At 62.0% G+C, this 20906-nt stretch carries 13 protein-coding genes; 9 read left to right on the forward strand and 4 right to left on the reverse strand.

Translation table 11 applies throughout. From position 1 onward, the window contains the following. Positions 1-82: 82 nt before the first annotated feature. The 3 genes from QMO80_RS13260 to QMO80_RS13270 all read left to right on the forward strand — a co-directional run bounded on the left by QMO80_RS13260 (position 83) and on the right by QMO80_RS13270 (position 3927). Positions 83-742: a YggS family pyridoxal phosphate-dependent enzyme gene (locus tag QMO80_RS13260; protein ID WP_283197002.1), complete on the forward strand. Its 660-nt coding sequence runs from the start codon at positions 83-85 to the stop codon at positions 740-742. An 82-nt stretch (positions 743-824) separates the two neighbouring features. Beyond that, positions 825-2735: a propionyl-CoA synthetase gene (locus QMO80_RS13265; RefSeq protein ID WP_283197003.1), complete on the forward strand. Its 1911-nt coding sequence runs from the start codon at positions 825-827 to the stop codon at positions 2733-2735. A gap of 256 nt (positions 2736-2991) precedes the next feature. Continuing rightward, on the forward strand, positions 2992-3927 hold the full coding sequence (locus QMO80_RS13270; RefSeq protein WP_283197004.1) for a flagellin: 936 nt from the start codon (positions 2992-2994) through the stop codon (positions 3925-3927). Between the two features lie 77 nt (positions 3928-4004). Here QMO80_RS13270 and QMO80_RS13275 read toward each other — a convergent pair whose 3' ends face one another. Next, a complete protein-coding gene (locus tag QMO80_RS13275) occupies positions 4005-4712 on the reverse strand; it encodes a DUF1013 domain-containing protein (RefSeq protein ID WP_003583207.1) in 708 nt (235 codons plus the stop codon). 229 nt (positions 4713-4941) lie between these two features. Here QMO80_RS13275 and acs point away from each other — a divergent pair, with 229 nt between their 5' ends. After that, on the forward strand, positions 4942-6897 hold the full coding sequence (gene acs, locus QMO80_RS13280) for an acetate--CoA ligase (protein ID WP_283197005.1): 1956 nt from the start codon (positions 4942-4944) through the stop codon (positions 6895-6897). Positions 6898-7191: 294 nt separating this feature from the next. Here acs and QMO80_RS13285 read toward each other — a convergent pair whose 3' ends face one another. Next, positions 7192-7416: a DUF1674 domain-containing protein gene (locus tag QMO80_RS13285; RefSeq protein ID WP_283197006.1), complete on the reverse strand. Its 225-nt coding sequence runs from the start codon at positions 7414-7416 to the stop codon at positions 7192-7194. 110 nt (positions 7417-7526) lie between these two features. On the opposite strand from QMO80_RS13285, the gene htpX reads away from it, so the two are divergent. The 4 genes from htpX to purH all read left to right on the forward strand — a co-directional run bounded on the left by htpX (position 7527) and on the right by purH (position 13494). Continuing rightward, on the forward strand, positions 7527-8489 hold the full coding sequence (gene htpX, locus QMO80_RS13290) for a zinc metalloprotease HtpX (RefSeq protein ID WP_283197007.1): 963 nt from the start codon (positions 7527-7529) through the stop codon (positions 8487-8489). Next, positions 8480-9868: an RsmB/NOP family class I SAM-dependent RNA methyltransferase gene (locus QMO80_RS13295; protein ID WP_283197008.1), complete on the forward strand. Its 1389-nt coding sequence runs from the start codon at positions 8480-8482 to the stop codon at positions 9866-9868. The genes htpX and QMO80_RS13295 overlap by 10 nt, the downstream gene beginning before the upstream one ends. A 184-nt stretch (positions 9869-10052) precedes the next feature. Next, a complete protein-coding gene (locus QMO80_RS13300) occupies positions 10053-11726 on the forward strand; it encodes a heparinase II/III family protein (RefSeq protein WP_283197009.1) in 1674 nt (557 codons plus the stop codon). 151 nt (positions 11727-11877) lie between these two features. After that, positions 11878-13494, forward strand: a complete 1617-nt coding sequence (gene purH, locus QMO80_RS13305) for a bifunctional phosphoribosylaminoimidazolecarboxamide formyltransferase/IMP cyclohydrolase (protein WP_283197010.1) — start codon at positions 11878-11880, stop codon at positions 13492-13494. A gap of 8 nt (positions 13495-13502) precedes the next feature. Here purH and QMO80_RS13310 read toward each other — a convergent pair whose 3' ends face one another. Beyond that, on the reverse strand, positions 13503-14891 hold the full coding sequence (locus QMO80_RS13310) for an MFS transporter (protein ID WP_283197011.1): 1389 nt from the start codon (positions 14889-14891) through the stop codon (positions 13503-13505). A gap of 23 nt (positions 14892-14914) precedes the next feature. Further along, entirely contained in the window at positions 14915-19690 is a 4776-nt protein-coding gene (locus QMO80_RS13315; protein ID WP_283197012.1) for an NAD-glutamate dehydrogenase, read from the reverse strand. Positions 19691-19964: 274 nt separating this feature from the next. Here QMO80_RS13315 and pdxY point away from each other — a divergent pair, with 274 nt between their 5' ends. Then, a complete protein-coding gene (gene pdxY / locus QMO80_RS13320) occupies positions 19965-20840 on the forward strand; it encodes a pyridoxal kinase PdxY (protein WP_283197013.1) in 876 nt (291 codons plus the stop codon). Positions 20841-20906: the final 66 nt, after the last annotated feature.

The following is a 20906-nucleotide window of genomic DNA, read 5'->3' on the forward strand; positions in this document are numbered from 1 at the left end:
CGCGAGAGCGGGTCTTGGCAAGCACAGATTGGCTGGTTAGTTCATTGCCAATCCTTTCATGCTGGTATGTCGAGGCAGAACGATGGAACTTCAAGAGCGGTTGAACGACGTGCGGTCGCGGATCGCGGCTGGTGAACGCCAGGCAGCTCGCCCTGCGGGGTCCGTTCAACTCGTTGCGGTGTCGAAGACCTTCGAGGCGGAGGCGATCCGCCCGGCCATCGACGCCGGACAGCGCGTCTTCGGCGAGAACCGGGTGCAGGAGAGCCAGGGCAAGTGGCCGATGCTGAAAGCCGAACAGCCGAATATCGTGCTGCATCTGATCGGACCGCTGCAATCGAACAAGGCGGCGGATGCGGTGGCGCTTTTCGACGTCATCGAGACGGTGGACCGGGAAAAGATCGCCCGCACGCTTGCCGAGGAGATGAGGCGGCAGGGCAGGAGGCCGCTGCTCTACGTCCAGGTCAATACCGGGCTCGAGCCGCAGAAGGCCGGCATTACGCCTGACGACACACCCGCTTTCGTGACCCTTTGCCGCGAGGAACTCGGTCTTTCCGTCGAAGGTCTGATGTGCATTCCGCCGGCGGAGGAAAATCCCGGGCCGCATTTCGCCCTGCTGGCAAAGCTCGCGCTGACCTGCGGCGTCGAAAAACTGTCGATGGGCATGTCGGGCGACTATGAGACGGCAATCGCCTTCGGCGCCACCAGCGTGCGCGTCGGTTCGGCGATTTTCGGCGCGCGCTGATACTCTGCTTTGGTCGGGCTTCCCGTTCCCCTCACCGCTGCCTAGATTGATATCGAGGCTTGCATATCCTGGGGAGGAGCAGATGCAGAACGGCTATCATCAGGCTTATACCGCCTGGAAACGTGATCCCGAAGCCTTCTGGCGCGAAGCCGCCGCCGATATCGACTGGTTCAAACCGCCGGAGCGGATATTTTCGCCCGATGACGGCGTCTATGGCCGCTGGTTCTCAGGGGCCGAAACCAATACCTGCCACAATTGCCTGGACCGGCATGTGACGGCCGGGCGCGGTGACGAGACGGCTGTTATCTTCGACAGTGCGATGACCGGCGAGAAGCGCCGTTTCACCTATGACGACGTTCTTGACGAGGTGAAGGCCATCGCCGCGACGCTGGTCGATCTCGGCATCGGCAGAGGCGATCGCGTCATCCTCTATATGCCGATGGTTCCACAGGCGGTGTTTTCAATGCTAGCCTGCGCCCGCATCGGTGCGGTTCACTCGGTCGTTTTCGGTGGCTTTGCCGCCAGCGAGCTTGCAGCCCGTATCGACGATTGCGGTGCGAAGCTGGTGATCACCGCGAGCTGCGGGCTCGAACCCGGCCGCATCGTCGCCTACAAGCCCCTCGTCGACCGGGCGATCGAGATGGCGCGTTCGAAGCCGGAACGCTGTCTGGTGCTGCAGCGGCAGGAGCTCCGAGCCGATCTCGTCAGCGGCCGCGACCAGGATTTCGAGGCGGCGGTGGCGCAGCATCGCGGCGCCGAGATCGCCTGTGTTGCGGTCAAGGCGACCGACCCGCTCTACATCCTCTATACCTCGGGCACCACCGGCCAGCCGAAGGGCGTCGTGCGCGACAATGGCGGCCATATGGTCGCGCTCAACTGGTCGATGCGCAATATCTACGGCCTGAAGCCGGGCGAAGTCTTCTGGACGGCTTCGGATATCGGCTGGGTCGTCGGGCACTCCTATATCGTCTATGCGCCGCTGATCGCGGGCGTTACCACCCTGATCTTCGAGGGTAAACCAATCGGCACGCCGGATGCCGGCGCATTCTGGCGTGTCGTTTCGGAATATGGCGTGCGGGTGCTCTTCACGGCACCGACGGCATTCCGCGCCATCCGGCGGGAGGACGGCGACGGGGAACTGCTACTGAGATATCCGATGCCGGATCTGCGGGCGCTGTTTCTCGCCGGCGAAAGGGCGGATCCGGAGACGCTGAAATGGGCGGAGCGCATGCTCGCCATACCCGTCATCGATCACTGGTGGCAGACGGAGACCGGCTGGCCAATCGCCGCCAATCCGCTCGGCCTCGGCGCCCTTTCCGTCAAGCACGGTTCGCCGGCGCTGCCGATGCCCGGCTATGATATCGCCGTGCTCGACGATGCCGGCCATCCGATCGAGGCGGGAACGCTCGGCAATATCGTCATCAAGCTTCCCTTGCCGCCCGGTTGCCTGCCGACCCTCTGGAATGCGGATGAACGTTTCCGGTCGGCCTATCTCGACGAGTTTCCCGGCACCTACAAAACCGCCGACGCCGGCTTTGTCGATGAGGACGGTTATCTGTTCATCATGTCGCGCACCGACGACATCATCAATTGCGCCGGTCACCGCCTCTCCACCGGGGCGATGGAGGAAGTCTGCGCGCGTCATCCCGATGTCGCCGAATGCGCGGTGATCGGCGTGATCGACAGATTGAAGGGTCAGGTGCCGTGTGGATTCCTGGTGCTGAAACGGAATGTTTCGCGGGAGGTGACGGCGATCGAATCAGAGGTGGTGGCGATGATTCGCGATCAGATCGGGCCTGTCGCCGCCTTCAAGATGGCCATTCCCGTTAACCGATTGCCGAAGACACGCTCCGGCAAGATCCTGCGCGGCACGATGCAGAAAATCGCCGACGGCATACCCTGGAAAATGCCTGCAACCATTGATGATCCAACGATTTTGGAGGAAATCGCCGAGGCGCTGCGCCGGCGCGGTTTGGGCTCTCTGCCGATGTGAAATTAAACATTCCGTAAGCCTAATTGAGGAATTGTTAACCATGTGATGCAAGGGTTTGTTAACGGCAATGGCTTGCATAGCAGGCTTTGCATGATGCGCTCGCCGTTACCGGCCTACTGCATAATTCCTTAAATCGGAATCGATTTAAGGGCAAAATTATGCAGCAGTTGAAGTGCTACAGCGTCCTTTGCGCGTCTGAAAGACGCGCGGCGCTGTAGTCCGGATTGCCCCTTTCTCAACGATTGTGGAACGGATCATGACAAGCATCCTTACCAACAATGCTGCCATGGCAGCGCTGCAGACTTTGCGCGGCGTAAACGACAGCCTCAAGGACACCCAGGGTCGCGTCTCCTCGGGTTATCGTGTCGAAAAGGCGGCCGACAATGCCGCCTACTGGTCGATTGCTACGACCATGCGTTCTGACAACAAGGCGCTTTCGGCCGTCTCCGATGCGTTGGGCCTCGGCGCGGCCAAGGTCGATACCGCCTATTCGGCCATGGACAGCGCGCTCGACGTCGTCAGCGACATCAAGGCCAAGATCGTCGCCGCCACGGAAAAAGGCGTCGACAAGACCAAGATCCAGCAGGAGCTGGACCAGCTGCAGGAGCAGCTGCTCAGCATTGCCCAATCGGCGTCTTTCTCCGGTGAAAACTGGGTCGCCGGCGCTGATGGCACGAAGAGCGTGGTTTCCTCCTTCGTCCGCGACGGCAGCAACGCCGTTTCGGTGAAAATGACGGACTACGTGCTCGATTCGGGCTCGCTCGGAAACGTGCTCTTCGGCATGACGAGCACCGGTGCGATCGAGACGAGCAGCGGTATCATCGGCACGGCCTTCAATGGAACCTATGGCGGCACCTTCATCGTCATGGCGTCGATCTATGATCTCGATATTACCGGTTTCACTCAGGGCCAGCTCGACGCAGCCTTAACCGGCGTCGAATTGGTCCTCGGCGCCATGACTGCCGCGGGTTCGGCGCTCGGCTCGATCTCGACCCGGATCCAGCTGCAGGAAAATTTCGTCAACGGGCTTCACGATTCGATCGACTCCGGCGTCGGCCGCCTGGTCGATGCCGATATGGAAGAGGAATCGAGCAAGCTCTCGGCCTTGCAGACGCAGCAGCAGCTCGCCGTCCAGTCGCTATCGATTGCCAACAGCTCGGCGCAGAACATCCTCACCCTGTTCCGCAGCTAAACCGACCGGCAATCCGCAACAAAAAACCCCGCCGATCAGCTCATATCGGCGGGGTTTTTCATGAGATCGTCGATCTCTCAGTACTGATCGTCGTCGTCCTCGTCCTTCGGCGCCGAGCGCAGCGAACTCAGCTTGCGGAAGACGGCGTCGGCGTCGATTTCCTTTTCTTTTTCTTCCTCGCGCTCGTAGCTCGGGCTCAGGCGCTCGGTTTCCTGCGCCGATTGTAGCGTCGCGCCAAGCTCGGCGGCAGTCGGCAGCGGACGGCCCTTCGAAGCCTTTTCCACTTCCATGTCGAGATCGATCTGGCTGCAGAGGCCGAGCGTTACCGGATCCATCGGCGCCAGGTTGGCGGAGTTCCAGTGGGTGCGCTCGCGGATCTGCTCGATGGTGGATTTCGTCGTGCCGACGAGGCGGGAAATCTGTGCGTCCTTCAGCTCCGGATGGTTGCGAACGAGCCAGAGAATGGCGTTCGGGCGGTCCTGACGCTTGGAAACCGGCGTATAACGCGGGCCGCGGCGCTTGGATTCCGGCACCCGCACCTTCGGCTCGGAAAGCTTCAGCTTGTGGTTCGGATTGGCTTCGGCGCGGGCGATCTCGTCGCGGGAGAGCTGTCCGGTTGAGATCGGATCGAGGCCCTTGATGCCCTGCGCCGCTTCACCGTCGGCGATCGCCTTGACCTCGAGCGGATGCAGTTTGCAGAACTGCGCGATCTGATCGAAAGACAGTGCCGTGTTGTCGACGAGCCAGATGGCGGTCGCCTTCGGCATGAGCAGTGTTTGAGCCATGGATATAGTCCTTCTATCGTCCGCGCCGGTCGCGGTCCGTGGATTGTCACCACAATGTCCGGGAAATATGCCGCTATATAACCGCACTGTCGCAGAATTGCAATTCTTCCGAAATGAAATGACCTTCGTCTAATTGCCGCCGCGATGCGAGCTGCTATGAATTGCCGTGATTTGAAATCCGGGCCCTAAACCCACGCGGCCCGTCGCATGTCCCATGAGGAGGAGTTGCATGTCGGAGAAGATCTATCCGGTCACGAAACCGGTGAAGGCGCGCGCCCTGATCGATAAGGAAAAGTACCTGAAATGGTATGAGGAAAGCGTCGAGAACCCGGACAAGTTCTGGGGCAAGCACGGCAAGCGGATCGACTGGTTCAAGCCCTATACCAAGGTCAAGAATACGTCCTTTACCGGCAGGGTCTCGATCAAGTGGTTCGAGGACGGGCAGACCAACGTTTCCTACAACTGTATCGACCGCCATCTGAAGACGAACGGCGACCAGGTAGCGATCATCTGGGAGGGCGACAATCCCTATATCGACAAGAAGGTCACCTATAACGAGCTCTACGAACATGTCTGCCGGATGGCGAACGTGTTGAAGAAGCATGGCGTCAAGAAGGGCGATCGCGTTACCATCTATATGCCGATGATCCCGGAAGCGGCTTACGCGATGCTCGCCTGCGCCCGCATCGGCGCGGTGCATTCGGTGGTCTTCGGCGGCTTCTCGCCGGAGGCGCTCGCCGGGCGTATCGTCGACTGCGAATCCACCTTCGTCATCACCTGCGACGAAGGCCTGCGCGGCGGCAAGCCGGTGCCGCTGAAGGACAATACCGATACGGCGATCCACATCGCCGCCCGCCAGCACGTGCATGTCAGCAAGGTGCTGGTGGTGCGCCGCACCGGCGGCAAGACCGGCTGGGCGCCGGGCCGCGATCTCTGGCATCACCAGGAGATCGCCACGGTGAAGCCGGAATGCCCGCCGGTGAAGATGAAGGCGGAAGATCCGCTATTCATTCTCTATACGTCAGGTTCAACAGGCAAGCCGAAGGGCGTGCTGCACACGACCGGCGGTTATCTCGTCTATGCGGCGATGACGCATGAATATGTCTTCGATTATCATGACGGCGACGTCTACTGGTGCACGGCCGATGTCGGCTGGGTCACCGGCCACTCCTATATCGTCTATGGGCCCCTCGCCAACTGCGCGACGACGCTGATGTTCGAGGGCGTGCCGAATTTCCCCGACCAGGGCCGTTTCTGGGAAGTCATCGACAAGCACAAGGTCAATATCTTCTATACCGCACCGACGGCGATCCGCTCGCTGATGGGCGCCGGCGACGAATTCGTCACGCGCTCGTCGCGCTCGTCGCTGCGCCTGCTCGGCACGGTCGGCGAGCCGATCAACCCGGAAGCCTGGGAGTGGTATTACAACGTCGTCGGCGACAAGCGTTGCCCTGTGATCGACACCTGGTGGCAGACGGAGACCGGCGGTCACATGATCACGCCGCTGCCCGGCGCCACCGATCTGAAACCCGGCTCGGCGACGGTGCCGTTCTTCGGCATCAAGCCGCAGCTGGTCGATAATGAAGGCAAGGTGCTGGAAGGGGCCGCCGACGGCAATCTCTGCATCACCGACAGCTGGCCGGGCCAGATGCGCACCGTCTATGGCGATCACGAGCGCTTCATCCAGACCTACTTCTCCACCTATAAGGGCAAGTATTTCACCGGCGACGGCTGCCGGCGCGATGAAGACGGCTATTACTGGATCACCGGCCGTGTCGACGACGTGCTCAACGTCTCCGGCCACCGGCTCGGCACCGCGGAGGTCGAATCCGCGCTCGTCTCGCATAATCTGGTGTCGGAAGCCGCAGTCGTCGGTTATCCGCATCCGATCAAGGGCCAGGGCATCTATTGCTACGTGACGCTGATGGCCGGCCATGAAGGAACGGACACGCTTCGCCAGGAACTGGTGAAACACGTGCGCGCCGAAATCGGCCCGATCGCCGCGCCCGACAAGATCCAGTTCGCGCCCGGCCTGCCGAAGACCCGCTCCGGCAAGATCATGCGCCGTATCCTGCGCAAGATCGCCGAGGACGATTTCGGCGCTCTCGGCGATACCTCGACACTTGCCGATCCCGCCGTCGTCGACGATCTGATCGCCAACCGGCAAAACAAGGCGACAGCTTAAACAACAAGGCCGCTCCCTCTTGCTGGAGCGGCCTCAGTTTGTTGACAAAGTCTCCTCCGTCATGCTCGGCCTTGTGCCGAGCATCTGATCACTGCAATTGTTTGACGGGAAAGCATTTATTTTCAGATACTTAATTAGACGTGGGTAGGTCCTCGGCACAAGGCCGAGGATGACGTCGCGGGTTTTGCAGGGGTTTGTCAGCAGCCTGAAGCCGCTCCTTTGTTGGAGCGGTCTTATTTTTCCGCGCGGGAAATGCCGTTGCTTTTGAGCGGCGCTCTGGCTCCCGGCGCCGAATCAAAAATCGATCGCCCGCCCATTGATCTCGTAATCGCCGAAGCGGGCTGGCTCGGCGCCGCCGCGGCCGCCGGTTTCCGGCGGCAGCTCCAGCGGCTTCTGGTTTTTTCGCCGCTCCTCGGCTTCGGCAAGCGCGCGTTTGGCAGCCGGGGACAGCATCTTGCGCGGCGGCTCCAATCCCTCGGCCGTCGGCGTTTCGCTATTGTCGTTATCGGCGTCCTGCATGGCATCTCCTGCCGGAAAATATTGAAAATGGCTGGTGAATAACCAAATCATAATGCGCCGGTGCCGGGATTGAAAGCTTGTCACGGCGAAATCGGAGATGGAGATCCGCAATGAACCTCGTCCGCACTGCCATGTTGCTTGCCTTCATGACGGCGCTTTTCATGTTTGTCGGCTTTCTGATCGGCGGTCGCGCCGGCATGATGATCGCCTTCGTCATCGCCGCCGGCATGAATTTCTTCTCCTATTGGAATTCCGACCGCATGGTGCTTTCGGCCTATCGCGCCCAGCAGGTCGATGAGCGCAATGCGCCGGAGTTCTTTGCGATCGTGCGCGATCTCGCCCGCAATGCCGGCCTGCCGATGCCGAAGGTCTATCTCTACGACAGCCCGCAGCCGAATGCCTTCGCCACCGGCCGCAACCCTGAAAATGCAGCCATCGCCGCTTCCACCGGCTTGCTCCAGGCATTGTCTCCGGAGGAGGTTGCCGGCGTGATGGCGCATGAGCTCGCCCATATTCAGAACCGCGACACGCTGACGATGACGATCACGGCAACGCTTGCCGGGGCGATCTCGATGCTCGGCAACTTCGCCTTCTTCTTCGGCGGCAACCGTGAAAACAACAACAATCCCCTCGGCTTCGTCGGCGTCCTCGTCGCGATGATCGTGGCGCCGCTTGCCGCCATGCTCGTGCAGATGGCGATCAGCCGGACGCGCGAATATTCGGCCGACCGCCGCGGCGCCGAGATCTGCGGCAATCCGCTCTGGCTGGCTTCCGCGCTCGGCAAGATCGCGCGGGGTGCTGCCCATGTGCCGAACCAGGATGCCGAGCGCAACCCGGCAACCGCGCATATGTTCATCATCAATCCGCTCTCCGGCGAGCGCATGGACAATCTGTTTTCCACGCATCCGAACACCGAAAACCGCATCGCTGCGCTGCAGGACATGGCGCAGGGCGGCATGAACGTCTCGACGCCGCCGGTTCGGGCTGCTAATCCGTCGCGCAAATCGCGCTCTGTTCCGGATACGGGTCTTGGTCGCGGTGGTTCGCAACCGCCAAAAGGTCCATGGTCTTGAATTCAGACGGCACGAAGAAACCATTCCGCAAACATAGGCCCTCCATCGAGCGATCCGCGCCTCTAAAGCCGGGCATGCAGGCCCGGGCGGCTGCGGCAAAAATCCTTGCTGCCGTCGTCGATCGCAAACTGCCGCTCGATGGCGCCCTCGATCACGAACACGGCAATCCGGCCTACCGGGCGCTTGGCGAAAGCGACCGGGCGCTCGTCCGCGCCATCCTGAACACGACGCTGCGCCATCTGCCGCGTATCGATGCCGCCATCGCCTCGCTGCTGGAATCGCCGCTGCCGGAAGGGGCACGGGCGCTGCACCATGTGCTGGCAATCGGGGCGGCGCAGATCCTCTATCTCGACGTGCCGGATCATTCGGCCGTCGATCTTGCCGTCGAGCAGGCCAATCAGGATCCGCGCAACCGGCGTTTCGCCAAGCTGGTCAACGCCGTTCTTCGCCGGCTCGGCCGCGAGAAGGATGAGGTGCTCGCCGAGATCGGCAAGGTCGCGCCGATGCCGGCCTGGTTCATCGCCAGGCTTGAGAAAGCCTATGGCCGGGAGGCGGCGCTGGCGATTTCGGAATCCCAGCTCCAACCGGCCGCAATCGATCTGACCGTCAAGTCGGACGCCGAAGGCTGGGCAAAGCGGCTGAACGGCATTGTCCTTCCCACAGGCGGCGTGCGGCTCGCCGCCTTCGATGGCGGCATTCCGTCGCTCGAAGGTTTCGACGAGGGCGCGTGGTGGGTGCAGGATGCGGCTGCGAGTATCCCGGCCAAGCTTTTCGGCGATCTCTCGGGCAAGCGCGCTGCCGATCTCTGCGCCGCACCGGGCGGCAAGACGGCACAGCTCATTCTTGCCGGCGGCGCGGTCACCGCACTCGACCAGTCGCAAAGCCGGCTCAGACGGCTGCGGTCGAATCTCGACCGGCTCGATCTTGAGGCTGAAACGATCGCGGCGGATCTGACGACATTCGAGCCGGCCGAGCGTTTCGATGCGATCCTGCTCGATGCCCCCTGCTCTTCCACCGGTACGACACGTCGGCACCCCGACGTGTTGTGGACCAAGGGGTCGGAGGATATCGGCAGGCTGGCGGCGCTGCAGGAGCGGCTGCTGCGTCATGCGCTGACATTGCTGAAGCCTGATGGAACGCTGGTTTTTTCGAATTGTTCGCTGGATCCCGCCGAAGGCGAAGAGGTCGTCGCCCGCGTTCTTGCCGATACGGATGGGATCGAGCGCGTTCGGATCGATGCCGGCGACTGGCCTGGCCTGGAAGCGGCCATCACGCCGCTCGGCGAATTCCGCACGCTTCCCACCATGCTGAAAATGCCCGATGGCATCGCCTCCGGCCTCGACGGCTTTTATGCCGCCGTGCTGCGGCGCGTGGCCTGATTGCGGTCTCCCGCAGGTCGCGGCAGATCCGCCCATGCAAGAGGCTTCGCATCCGCGCATGACCTCGGATGAAACACGTTCATTTGCGTATATTCGAACATTGTTACGAATTAATTCATTGCGGGCGATGAAATCGGCCGCTTTTCACCTATTCTTAACCACGAGGGTCAATAGACAATAGAATATGCAGTCCGGTCGGCGTTTTGCGAGCATGTATGTTCGGGAGGCTTGGCGGCGCGCCTTGCGCCGCGTCGCGTTGCTGCGCCTAAAACTCTTCCGCCATTCGATCAACGTGCCCGAGCGGCTGATCGTCGCGCCGACCGATCTCCGCAGCATCGATTCGCATGTGGCCGACGAGATCCTCAACGGACGGTTTCTCCTGGCCGGCCGCATGCTGGAAACGAGCGGAAAGTCACCCTTCACCTTCACTCTGCCGTCGCGCCCCTTCGCCATCCGCCTTCACAGCTTCGGCTGGCTGCGGCATATGCGGGCGAACAAGACCGAGCGCGGTTCGGCCGCCGCCCGCGCGATCGTCGACAGCTGGCTTTCCGTCCATGCCGGCCGCATGGAAGGGATTGCCTGGGAGGTCGACGTCACCGCCCAGCGTGTCATTGCCTGGCTCTCGCATTCGCCGGTGGTGCTGCAGAATGCCGACCGTGGCTTCTATCGCCGCTTCATGAAGTCGCTGGCGTTCCAGGTGAGGTTCCTGCACCGCATGGCGCCCTATACGCTTGGCGGTCTGGAGCTGTTTCGGCTGCGTATCGCGCTCGCCATGGCCTCCGTCGCCATGCCTGTCCGTGCATCGACGCTCAGAAGGGCGGCGCAAGCGCTCGACCGGGAATTCGATAGCCAGATTCTGCCAGATGGCGGCCATGTCTCGCGCAATCCGCGCGTCGGACTGGAATTGCTGCTCGATCTGCTGCCGCTGCGGCAGACCTATGTCAATCTCGGCCATGACCTGCCGCAGAAGCTGATCTCCGGCATCGACCGCATATATCCGGCATTGCGGTTCTTTCGCCATCAGGACGGGGATCTGGCGCTGTTCAACGGGGCGACCTCGACGCTGGCAAACGAGCTGATCTCCGTGCTCAGATATGACGAGACCGCCGGCCAGCCGTTCAAGGCCTTGCCGCAGTCGCGCTATCAGCGGCTTTCCGGAGGAAGGACCGTCATCATCGCCGATGCCGGCACGCCGCCTTCGGGAGGCGGGCTGCGGACCGTGCATGCCGGCAGCCTCTCCTTCGAAATGTCGTCCGGCCGCCACCGCTTCATCGTCAACTCCGGCTCGCCGAAATTTGCCGGACACCGCTATGTCCAGATGGCGCGCACGACGGCGGCGCATTCGACGGTTATTTTGAACGACACTTCGTCCAGCCGCTTTTCGCCCTCGCCCTTCCTCAATCACGCGATCACCGAACCTGTCAGGACCGTCACCGTCGAGCGTGCCGAAACGGAAGACGGACGCGACGGCATCAAGCTCAGCCATGACGGTTATCTCAGGGCGTTCGGGGTGCTGCACGAACGAGAGCTGACACTCAACGCCGCAGGCTCGATCGTGACCGGCCACGACCGGCTCGTCATCCGGGAAGGATATGGGCATGACGAGCCGCTGAAGGCCGTCGCCCGGTTTCATATCCATCCTTCCATCGTCCTGCATCAAAGCGACGGGGAGTCCGTGCTGCTGACGGCGCCGGACGGCGAAAGCTGGCTGTTTTCCGCGCCCGGCAATGAAGTGCTGATCACCGAGGACATCTTCTTTGCCGACAGCTCCGGCATTTGCGGATCGGACCAGATCGAAATCGACTTCGATCTTGCCGAGAAGACGGAAATCCGTTGGTTTTTGTCCCGCAAGGGATAGCACCTGTTTGCGCGGCGGCGAAGCTGTGCTAACGCGGCCTCAGAAGGCGAGCGTCCTGGAGCAGGATGGTCTTAGGCCCGAGCCGGCCTGAAATGCGAATCCTGCTCCAAACCAAGCGGATGTCTCCCGAAGACCGAACGGAGAAGGTTCCATGGCCGTCATTTCCAAGAAGATCCCCGCCCCCGACAAGGTCGAAATCAAGACCGCCCTCCTCTCCGTCTTCGACAAGACCGGGATCGTCGAGCTCGCCCAGACACTGTCTGAAAGAGGCGTGCGGTTGCTGTCGACCGGCGGTACTTATAAAGCCATCGCTGCTGCCGGCCTTGCCGTCACCGATGTCTCCGAGATCACCGGTTTTCCCGAGATCATGGACGGGCGGGTCAAGACGCTGCATCCGACGGTGCATGGCGGCCTGCTGGCGATCCGTGACGACAGCGAGCACCGGGAGGCGATGAAACAGCATGGCATCGAGGCCATCGACCTCGCCGTCATCAACCTCTATCCGTTCGAAGAAGTGCGCGCCGCCGGCGGCGATTATCCCACGACCGTCGAGAATATCGACATCGGCGGCCCGGCGATGATCCGCGCATCGGCCAAGAACCATGCCTATGTGACGATCCTGACCGATCCCGACGATTATGCCGAGTTCACGGAGCAGCTTTCCGCAGATGAGGGCAAGACGGCCTATGCCTTCCGCCAGCGCATGGCCGCCAAGGCCTATGCCCGCACCGCGGCCTATGACGCCGTGATTTCCAACTGGTTCGCCGAAGCGCTGTCGATCGACACGCCGCGCCACCGCGTTATCGGCGGTGCCTTGAAGGAAGAGATGCGTTACGGCGAAAACCCGCATCAGAAGGCCGCCTTCTATGTGACCGGCGAAAAGCGTCCGGGTGTTTCGACCGCAACTCTCCTGCAGGGCAAGCAGCTCTCCTATAACAACATCAACGATACCGATGCCGCCTACGAACTGGTGGCCGAGTTCCTGCCCGAGAAGGCGCCGGCCTGCGCCATCATCAAGCATGCCAATCCCTGTGGCGTCGCCACCGGGTCGAGCCTGGTCGAGGCCTATCAGCGGGCGCTCGCCTGCGATAGCGTTTCCGCCTTCGGCGGCATCATCGCACTCAACCGGACGCTGGATGCCGAAACGGCCGAGGAGATCGTCAAGCTCTTCACCGAAGTGATCATCGCCCCCGATGTGACCGAGGAAGCGAAGGCGATCGTCGCCCGCAAGCCGAACCTGCGGCTGCTCTCTGCCGGCGGCCTGCCCGATCCGCGTGCCGCGGGGCTGACGGCGAAGACCGTTTCCGGCGGCCTGCTGGTCCAGAGCCGCGACAACGGCATGGTCGAGGATCTGGAGCTCAAGGTCGTCACCAAGCGTGCGCCGACGGCGCAGGAGCTCGAGGACATGAAGTTCGCCTTCAAGATCGGCAAACACGTGAAATCGAACGCGGTGGTCTATGCCAAGGACGGCCAGACGGCCGGCATCGGCGCCGGACAGATGAGCCGCGTCGATTCCGCCCGCATCGCGGCGCTGAAAGCCGAAGAGGCTGCCAAGGCGCTTGGCCTTGCGACCCCGATGACGCATGGTTCGGCGGTCGCCTCAGAAGCCTTCCTGCCGTTTGCCGACGGTCTTCTGTCGATGATCGCCGCAGGAGCGACGGCGGTGATCCAGCCGGGCGGCTCGATGCGCGACCAGGAGGTCATCGATGCCGCCGACGAACATGGCATCGCCATGGTCTTCACCGGCATGCGCCACTTCCGGCACTAGTTGGGCGTCTATGCCCGATCGGCCGGATAGGGCGTGCGGACGAGCAGCACCAGGCCGCCGGCGAGAAACAGGATCAGCGTTGCCATTCCAAGCCGCGGTGATCCGCTCAGATAGGTCGTCAGCGAGAAGAGCAGCGTCGCCATGAAACTCGTGGCGCGCCCCGAAAGCGCGTAAATGCCGAAGTAGCGGCCGGCTTCTTCGGGGCTGACGCTGCGGGCGAGATAGGAGCGCGACGAGGCCTGCACCGGCCCGAAGGCGAAGCCGATCAACAGGCCGTAAAGGATATAGGCTTTTTCCGCGGCGGTGCCGAAGAGGCCGCCGGAATCCGCCGTCGGCAGCGGCAGCAGGCCAAACAGCGTGTAGCCCGGTCCGGTCGAAATGATGCCGATGGTGGCGAGAAGCAGCATGGTAAGGCTGATGACGACGGTCACCTTCGAACCGACACCCTTGTCGATGCGGCCGGCGATCAGGCAGCCGAAGATCGCGACGACGTTGAGGATGATGCCGTAAATGCCGATCTCTATCGTCGCCCAGCCGAACATGCCGGCGGCGAAAATACCGCCGAGGATTAGCAGGCCGTTGACGCCGTCCTGATAGATCATCCGGGCGATGAGGAATTTCAGGATGCCGCGGCGCTCCTTGAGTTCGCCAAGCGTGTTTTTCACTTCCCGCAGGCCGGCACGGACGGCGGTGCCGAAGGGAAGCCCCCTGCCGACATCCGGCGTGAAGAAAAACATCGGCAGGATGAAGATCAGATACCAGACAGCCGAGATCGGCCCGGTGATGCGGGCATCCTCTCCGGTATGAGGATCGAGACCGAATAGCGGATCGAGGCCGAGGATGGTCTTGCCGCTCTCCGGGCTCGCCGCCAAAAGTGTCACGACGGCGATGAGCACGATGATGCCGCCGAGATAACCGAGCCCCCAGGCGGTGTTGGAGAGCTTGCCGACCTCGTGCTTGGCGACCAGGCGCGGCATCATCGAATCGTTGAAGACGATCGAAAACTCGGCCGAGATCGAGGCGAGGATCATGAAAATGACCGGATAAACAACGGGCGAGCCGGGGGCTGCGAACCACAGGCCGAAAAGGCTGACGATCTTGACGATCGCGAAAAAGCCGATCCAGGGTTTGCGCGCGCCCGACTGGTCGGCGATCGAGCCAAGGATGGGCGAGAGCAGGGCGATGATCACCGAGGAGATCGTCGCCATGTTGCTCCACGTCGTCTGCGCGGAAACCGGGTCATCGGTCAGACGGGATACGAAATAGGGTCCGAAGATGAAGGTGGTGACCACGGTAAAAAAGGGCTGGGCTGCCCAATCGAAAAACATCCACCCCCAGATGCCCTTCTCCGTGGCCTTCGGCGGCCGCGTTCCTGTCCAGTCGATGCGATTCAACATCCGCTCCTTTTTCGCGGACTGTCTCACCTCACCCGGTCGCGCGCAAGATCGGTCAGGATACCTGCGGCAACGGTAATACGCGCAAGGTTGGGATCGCCGCCGTCGCTGAGGCTCGAAAGCTCTTCGACGATCCGGTTGATGCGGATGCGATCCTGGGCATGCCAGGCCTGAACAGGGAGCTTCTCCTTGCCGTGATCGGACAGCGCCGAGATGACGATGTCGCGTCTTGCGCTGGCGATCTGATCAATGCTGCGGGCAAGCGCCAAGTTCTCGTAATGGTCTGAGGTGAGGATCCGCCCGCCCGCCGCCAGCAGCCTGGCAATCCGGAAAGTCTGCGACACCGCGAAGTAGTTTTCAGCGGCACGCACCAGGGGCTCTCCGGTACGCTCGGCAATCTGCATGATCTCAGGCACCAGCGCGAAACTCTGGAGGTTGGCGATCTCGGCCGCGAGCTTTTCCGGCACGCCCGCTTGGGTAAATTCGGCCTGGCGCGCCGCGGCATCGCCGGCCGATTGTTCGGCAAAGGCGGGCCGCAGTTTTTTCAGCGCGGCCTGCAGCCGGCTAATCACCTCGGCCATATCGGCCTTGGTCATCCCGGTCTTCAGGAGCAGCCGCGTCAATACGGTAAAGCTATGGCTGATTTCCTCATAGATGCGGTTCTGCATCTCGCCCGATATCCGGCCGTCGAGGCCATCCGTTTCGGCCCAGAGCCGGGTCAGGTCGAAACCGTCGCGGGCGACGATCGCCGCGCGCACCACTTCCGGTGCCGAAGCCGCCGTCGCGTCCATCATCGCAACGGTGAAGCTTGGCCCGCCGCGGTTGATCGCTTCGTTGGCAAGCACGGTTGCGACAATTTCGCGCTTCAGGCGGTGACCTGATATATCGCCGGCGTTCGACTTCTGCATCTTGACGGGGAAATAATTCAAAAGCGTCGCGGTAAAATAGGGATCATCCGGCAGATCGCTGGCGGCCAGCGCATCGAAGAGCACGATCTTGGCATAGGATACCAGCACGCCGATTTCCGGCCGCGTCAGCGGCTTGCCGGCGGTATAGCGTTCGGCCAGCGTCTGTTCGTCCGGCAAAGTCTCGACCTTGCGGTTCAACTGGCCGGCGCCTTCGAGCACGCTCATGAAACGGCCAAGCTCCAGACCGTTGGCGGTGCCCTTGCGGGATGTCAGCGAGATCGCCAGCGACTGCAGATAGTTGTTGCGCAGCACCAGGCTCGCCACTTCTCCGGTCATCGAAGACAGAAGCTGGTCGCGTTTTGCCCGCGTCAGGCGCCCGTCATGCATGGCAGCCGCCAGGGCGATCTTGATGTTGACCTCGACGTCCGAGGTGTTGACGCCGGCCGAGTTGTCGATGGCGTCGGAGTTGCAGCGCCCACCGTTCAGACCGTAGGCGATGCGGCCCTTCTGGGTGACGCCGAGGTTTGCGCCCTCGCCGATCACCTTGGCGCGCACTTCCGCAGCCGTCACGCGGATCGGGTCGTTGGCGCGGTCGCCGACTTCGGCGTCGGTTTCGGACGGCGCTTTCACATAGGTGCCGATGCCGCCGAACCAGAGCAGGTCGACCGGGCTCTTCAGGATCGCCGTGATGATCTCGAAGGGCGTGGCGACTGATTTGTCAATGCCGATCGCGGCAACCGCTTCCGGTGTCAGCGTGACCGATTTCATCGCACGGGAAATGATCATCGCGCCCTTGGAGAGCACGCTTTTGTCGAAATCCTGCCAGCTCGAGCGCGGCAGGTCGAAGAGCCGCTGGCGCTCGGCCAGCGTCTTTTCCATATCGGGATCGGGATCGATGACGATATCGCGGTGATCGAAGGCTGCTATCAGCCGGATCTTTGGAGAGAGCAGCATGCCGTTGCCGAAGACGTCGCCCGACATGTCGCCGACGCCGGCAACGGTGAAGGGCGTCGTCTGGATGTCGATGTCCATTTCACGGAAATGGCGTTTGACGGTTTCCCAGGCGCCGCGGGCGGTGATGCCCATCTTCTTGTGGTCGTAACCGGCCGAGCCGCCGGAGGCGAAGGCGTCGTCCAGCCAGAAACCGGCTTCCTGCGCCAGCGCATTGGCGGTGTCGGAGAAGGTTGCCGTACCCTTGTCGGCGGCGACGACGAAATAGGGATCGTCACCGTCGAGCCGGACCGTATCCTTCGGCGGCACGATCTCGGCGCCCGATATATTGTCTGTGATCGACAGCAGCGTGCGGATATAGGTCTTGTAGGCCTCGCGGCCGGCATTGAAGATCTCGTCGCGGCTGCCGCCGACGGGGAGCTTCTTCGGATAGAAACCGCCCTTGGCGCCGACCGGCACGATGACGGCATTCTTCACCTGCTGGGCCTTGACGAGGCCGAGCACCTCGGTGCGGTAATCCTCGGCGCGATCCGACCAGCGCAGTCCTCCGCGCGCCACCTTGCCGAAGCGCAGGTGCACGCCTTCGACTTCGACGCCATAGACGAACATCTCGCGGAAGGGTTTGGGCTGCGGCAGTCCGTCGACCAGGTGCGGATCGAGCTTGAAAGCCAGCATCGGCTTCGGTGAGCCATCCGGGTTCCTCTGGAAATAATTGGTGCGCAGCGTCGCATCGACGATATTGACGTAGCGGCGCAGGATGCGGTCATCGTCGAGGCTCGGCACCTCGGCAAGCTCGGTCTCGATCGCCTGGTGCAGCTCGGCAAGCTTCTTGACACGGACTTTTTCGGAAAGCCTGGTATCGAGCGTGTCGTGGAACAGCCGGAAGATGGCGGCGGCGACACCGGGATATTTGTCGAGCGTGGTGGCGATATAATCCTGCGAATAGGCGATGCCGGCCTGGCGGAGATAACGGGCATAGGCGCGTAGCACGTTCGTCTCGCGCGCCGAGAGCCCGGCCGAGAGGATCAGCCGGTTGAAGCTGTCATTGTCGATCGTGCCGGCGAAGGCGGCGACGAAGGCTTCCTCGAGGGCGGCGCCGTAACGCTGCAGATCGATGTCGCCGCCGTTGCGGGCCTCGAGCTCCATATCGTGCAGCACGACGAGTTTCGTTTCTCCGTCCGCGGCCGGTACGTCGATGTCGAAGGTGCGTTCGCTGACGACATTGAAGCCGAGATTCTCAAGCAGCGGCACGCGGCGCGACAGCGCCAGCTGACCGCCGGCGTGGAAGATCTTCAGCGAGAGGGTCCGGCCCTCATCTTCCTGGCGATGGTAGAACTGGATGCGAAGCGGCTCGCCGGCGGCGCAGGCGACGATATCGGCGAGGTCGGCCACGGTTTCTTCAGGCGTGAAGGAATCCTGGAAGGCCTGGTCGACCGAGATTTTCGGCGCCTTGGGTCCGGCCAGCGCCTCGAAACGATCGTCCCAACGGGCGGTGATCTCGCGGATCACCTGTTCGAGCTTTGCCTGCGGAATGCGCGGCGTCTTGCCGCCGGAGCGGCCGATGATGAAATGCACGCGCGCCACGCCGCCTTCCGGGAAGGCCGGGTAATAGGCGGAGACACGACCGTCGTAGACAGTCTTCAGATAGGTGCCGATCCGTTCGCGGACGATCGAGTCGTATTCCTCGCGCGGCACGTAGACGATCACCGAGACGAAGCGGTCGAAATGGTCGATGCGCGGCAGGACGCGCACGCGCGGACGGTCGGCGAGGTCATTGATCTGCTCGGCGAAACTCGCAAGCAGCGTGGTGTCGATCTGGAAAAGGTCGTCGCGCGGATAGGATTCCAGCGTGTTGTCGAGCATGCGGCCGGAATGGCTCATCGGGTCGAAGCCGAAATGCTCCTTCACCTTCTCGATCTTGGAACGCAGCAGCGGGATTTCAGAGGCGAGCGACGTATAGGCCGTCGAGGTGAAAAGCCCGACGATGCGCAGCTCGCCGGTGACATTGCCCTCGGCGTCGAAACGCTTGACGCCGACATAGTCCATATAGGCGCGGCGATGGACGATCGATTTCACGTTCGCCTTGGTGACGATCAGGAAGTCGGGGCCGTCGAGGAAGGCAAGAATTTCAGGCGTCGTCGTCACGGCGTCCTTGCCGGTGCGCAGCACCAGAACATCAGGGTTGGAGAGCATGCCGAGACCCGCACCCTTGTCTCGCTCAACCTTGGCGTCGGCGCCCTTGCCGGAATAGACATATTCACGCATCCCGAGGAAGGTGAAATTCTCGTCCCGCAGCCATGTCAGGAAGGCGACGGCTTCATCGCGATCGGCCTTCTTCCGGCTGGCGCCATTGGCTGAAAGCTCGGCGATCACGCCGTCGATCTTGGAAAGCATCGGCTTCCAGTCGGAGACCGACAGACGGACCTGTTCGAGCACGGTTTCGAGGCGTTTGACGAGATCTGCGGCCTGGGCGGAATTGAGCGGTGCGATATGGAGCTGGATATGGCTGACGCGGCTGGCCGGGTCGCTCGGGTGATCGGCGGAATAGAGTGCAGGCGCCTTGCCCTTCTCCATGACCAGGATGGGATGCACGGCCATGAACAGGTCGCGATAGGTGCTCGTCACTTCACCCATGACCGACTCAAACAGGAAAGGCATGTTCCGGTCGGTGACCGAAAGCACCGAAACGGCAATGCCGTCAGGGGTCACATCGGCAATGGTGTCGATGCTGACGCGCGGCGCCTTGCCGTTCCAGGCGGCGAGTTCCTTTGCCGAATGCACGGCGGAGAGCGCCAGCATCTCCGGCGTATAGAGTTCGAGATCGTCATTGCTGGCCCGTCCGAAGAGAATTTCCGGATCGAGATGCGCCTCGCCCGTCGCCTTGGCGACCTTGCGCGCGCTTTCGATCTGTTTTTCCCGTTTCGGATTGTTTCTGGCAGCCATGAATCGCCTCCCCAATGGACTGGTTTTCTGCAAGCTAGCAGAAGATTTCGCGAAAAAATCTCTAAAATGCGGCCTTGAGGGATCGTTTTGATGCTTTTTTGACCCAGAAAATGGGAAATGGTCAGAGATTTTTCCGCTTTCGTGGCTAAAACGAACGGAAAGGCCTCTTTTCGATTTTTCGTTTCACACACATTTCCATGCTCAGATGAAGAATGGTTGACAGCGTGGCGTCAAAAAGATCATCAAACGCCATCGTCATTCGGACCTTGATATCATGTCGGAAAATGCAGCGGGCGCAGTTATCGTCATCTCCAGTCATGTGGTGCGCGGCTCGGTCGGCAATCGGGCGGCCGTGTTTGCACTGGAGACGCTCGGTCATCCGGTCTGGGCGCTGCCGACCATCGTGCTGCCCTGGCATCCCGGCCACGGCCGCTCGACGCGGCTGACGTTTGCGGAAGCGGATTTCGACGCGGCGATCGACGATCTGATCCGGGCGCCCTGGATCGGTGAGGTCAAGGCGGTGCTGTCGGGCTATTTCGGCAATGCTGCCCAAGCGCGCTCCCTCGCCCGGCTGATCGCGGCGCTCAGGCAGGATAATCCGGAGCTGCTCTATGTCTGCGATCCCGTGATGGGCGATCTCGGCGGGCTCTACGTGCCGGAAGCGACCGCCGAGGCCATTCGCGATCATCTCATCCCGCTCGCCTCGCTCGCGACGCCGAACCGCTATGAACTTGCATGGCTTTCCGGGGCGGCGCTCGAAGACAACAGCGCGATCATGGAGGCGGCGCTGGCGCTCGGGCCGTCGCGCATGCTCGTCACCTCTGCCGTGCCGATGATGGCGGGCGGTACCGGCAATCTCTATCTTTCCGGCCGCCACGCGCTTCTTGCCGAACACCGCGTCGTCGAAAACCCGCCGAATGGTCTCGGCGACCTGCTGGCGGCCGTCTTCCTGTCGCGCCTGCTTTCCGGCCTCGAGGACGAAAAGGCGCTGCAGCTTGCCACGGCGAGCGTTTTCGAAGTGCTGGCGCGTGCCGTCAAGCGCGGCAGCAACGAGCTGATGCTGGCGAGCGATGCTTCCAGCCTTTCGACGCCGATGGCGATGGTGCAGATGCGCCGGCTCGTGCACCCGGCGCAGCGGCGGAAAAAATGACGCATCCGCCAATGCATTCATTTTGCAGTGCAGCAGTTGATCTTGTCTTCTGCGCGCGCTAATCCA

Source organism: Rhizobium sp. BT03, from assembly GCF_030053155.1.
In the GTDB taxonomy this organism is placed as follows: Bacteria; Pseudomonadota; Alphaproteobacteria; order Rhizobiales; family Rhizobiaceae; genus Rhizobium.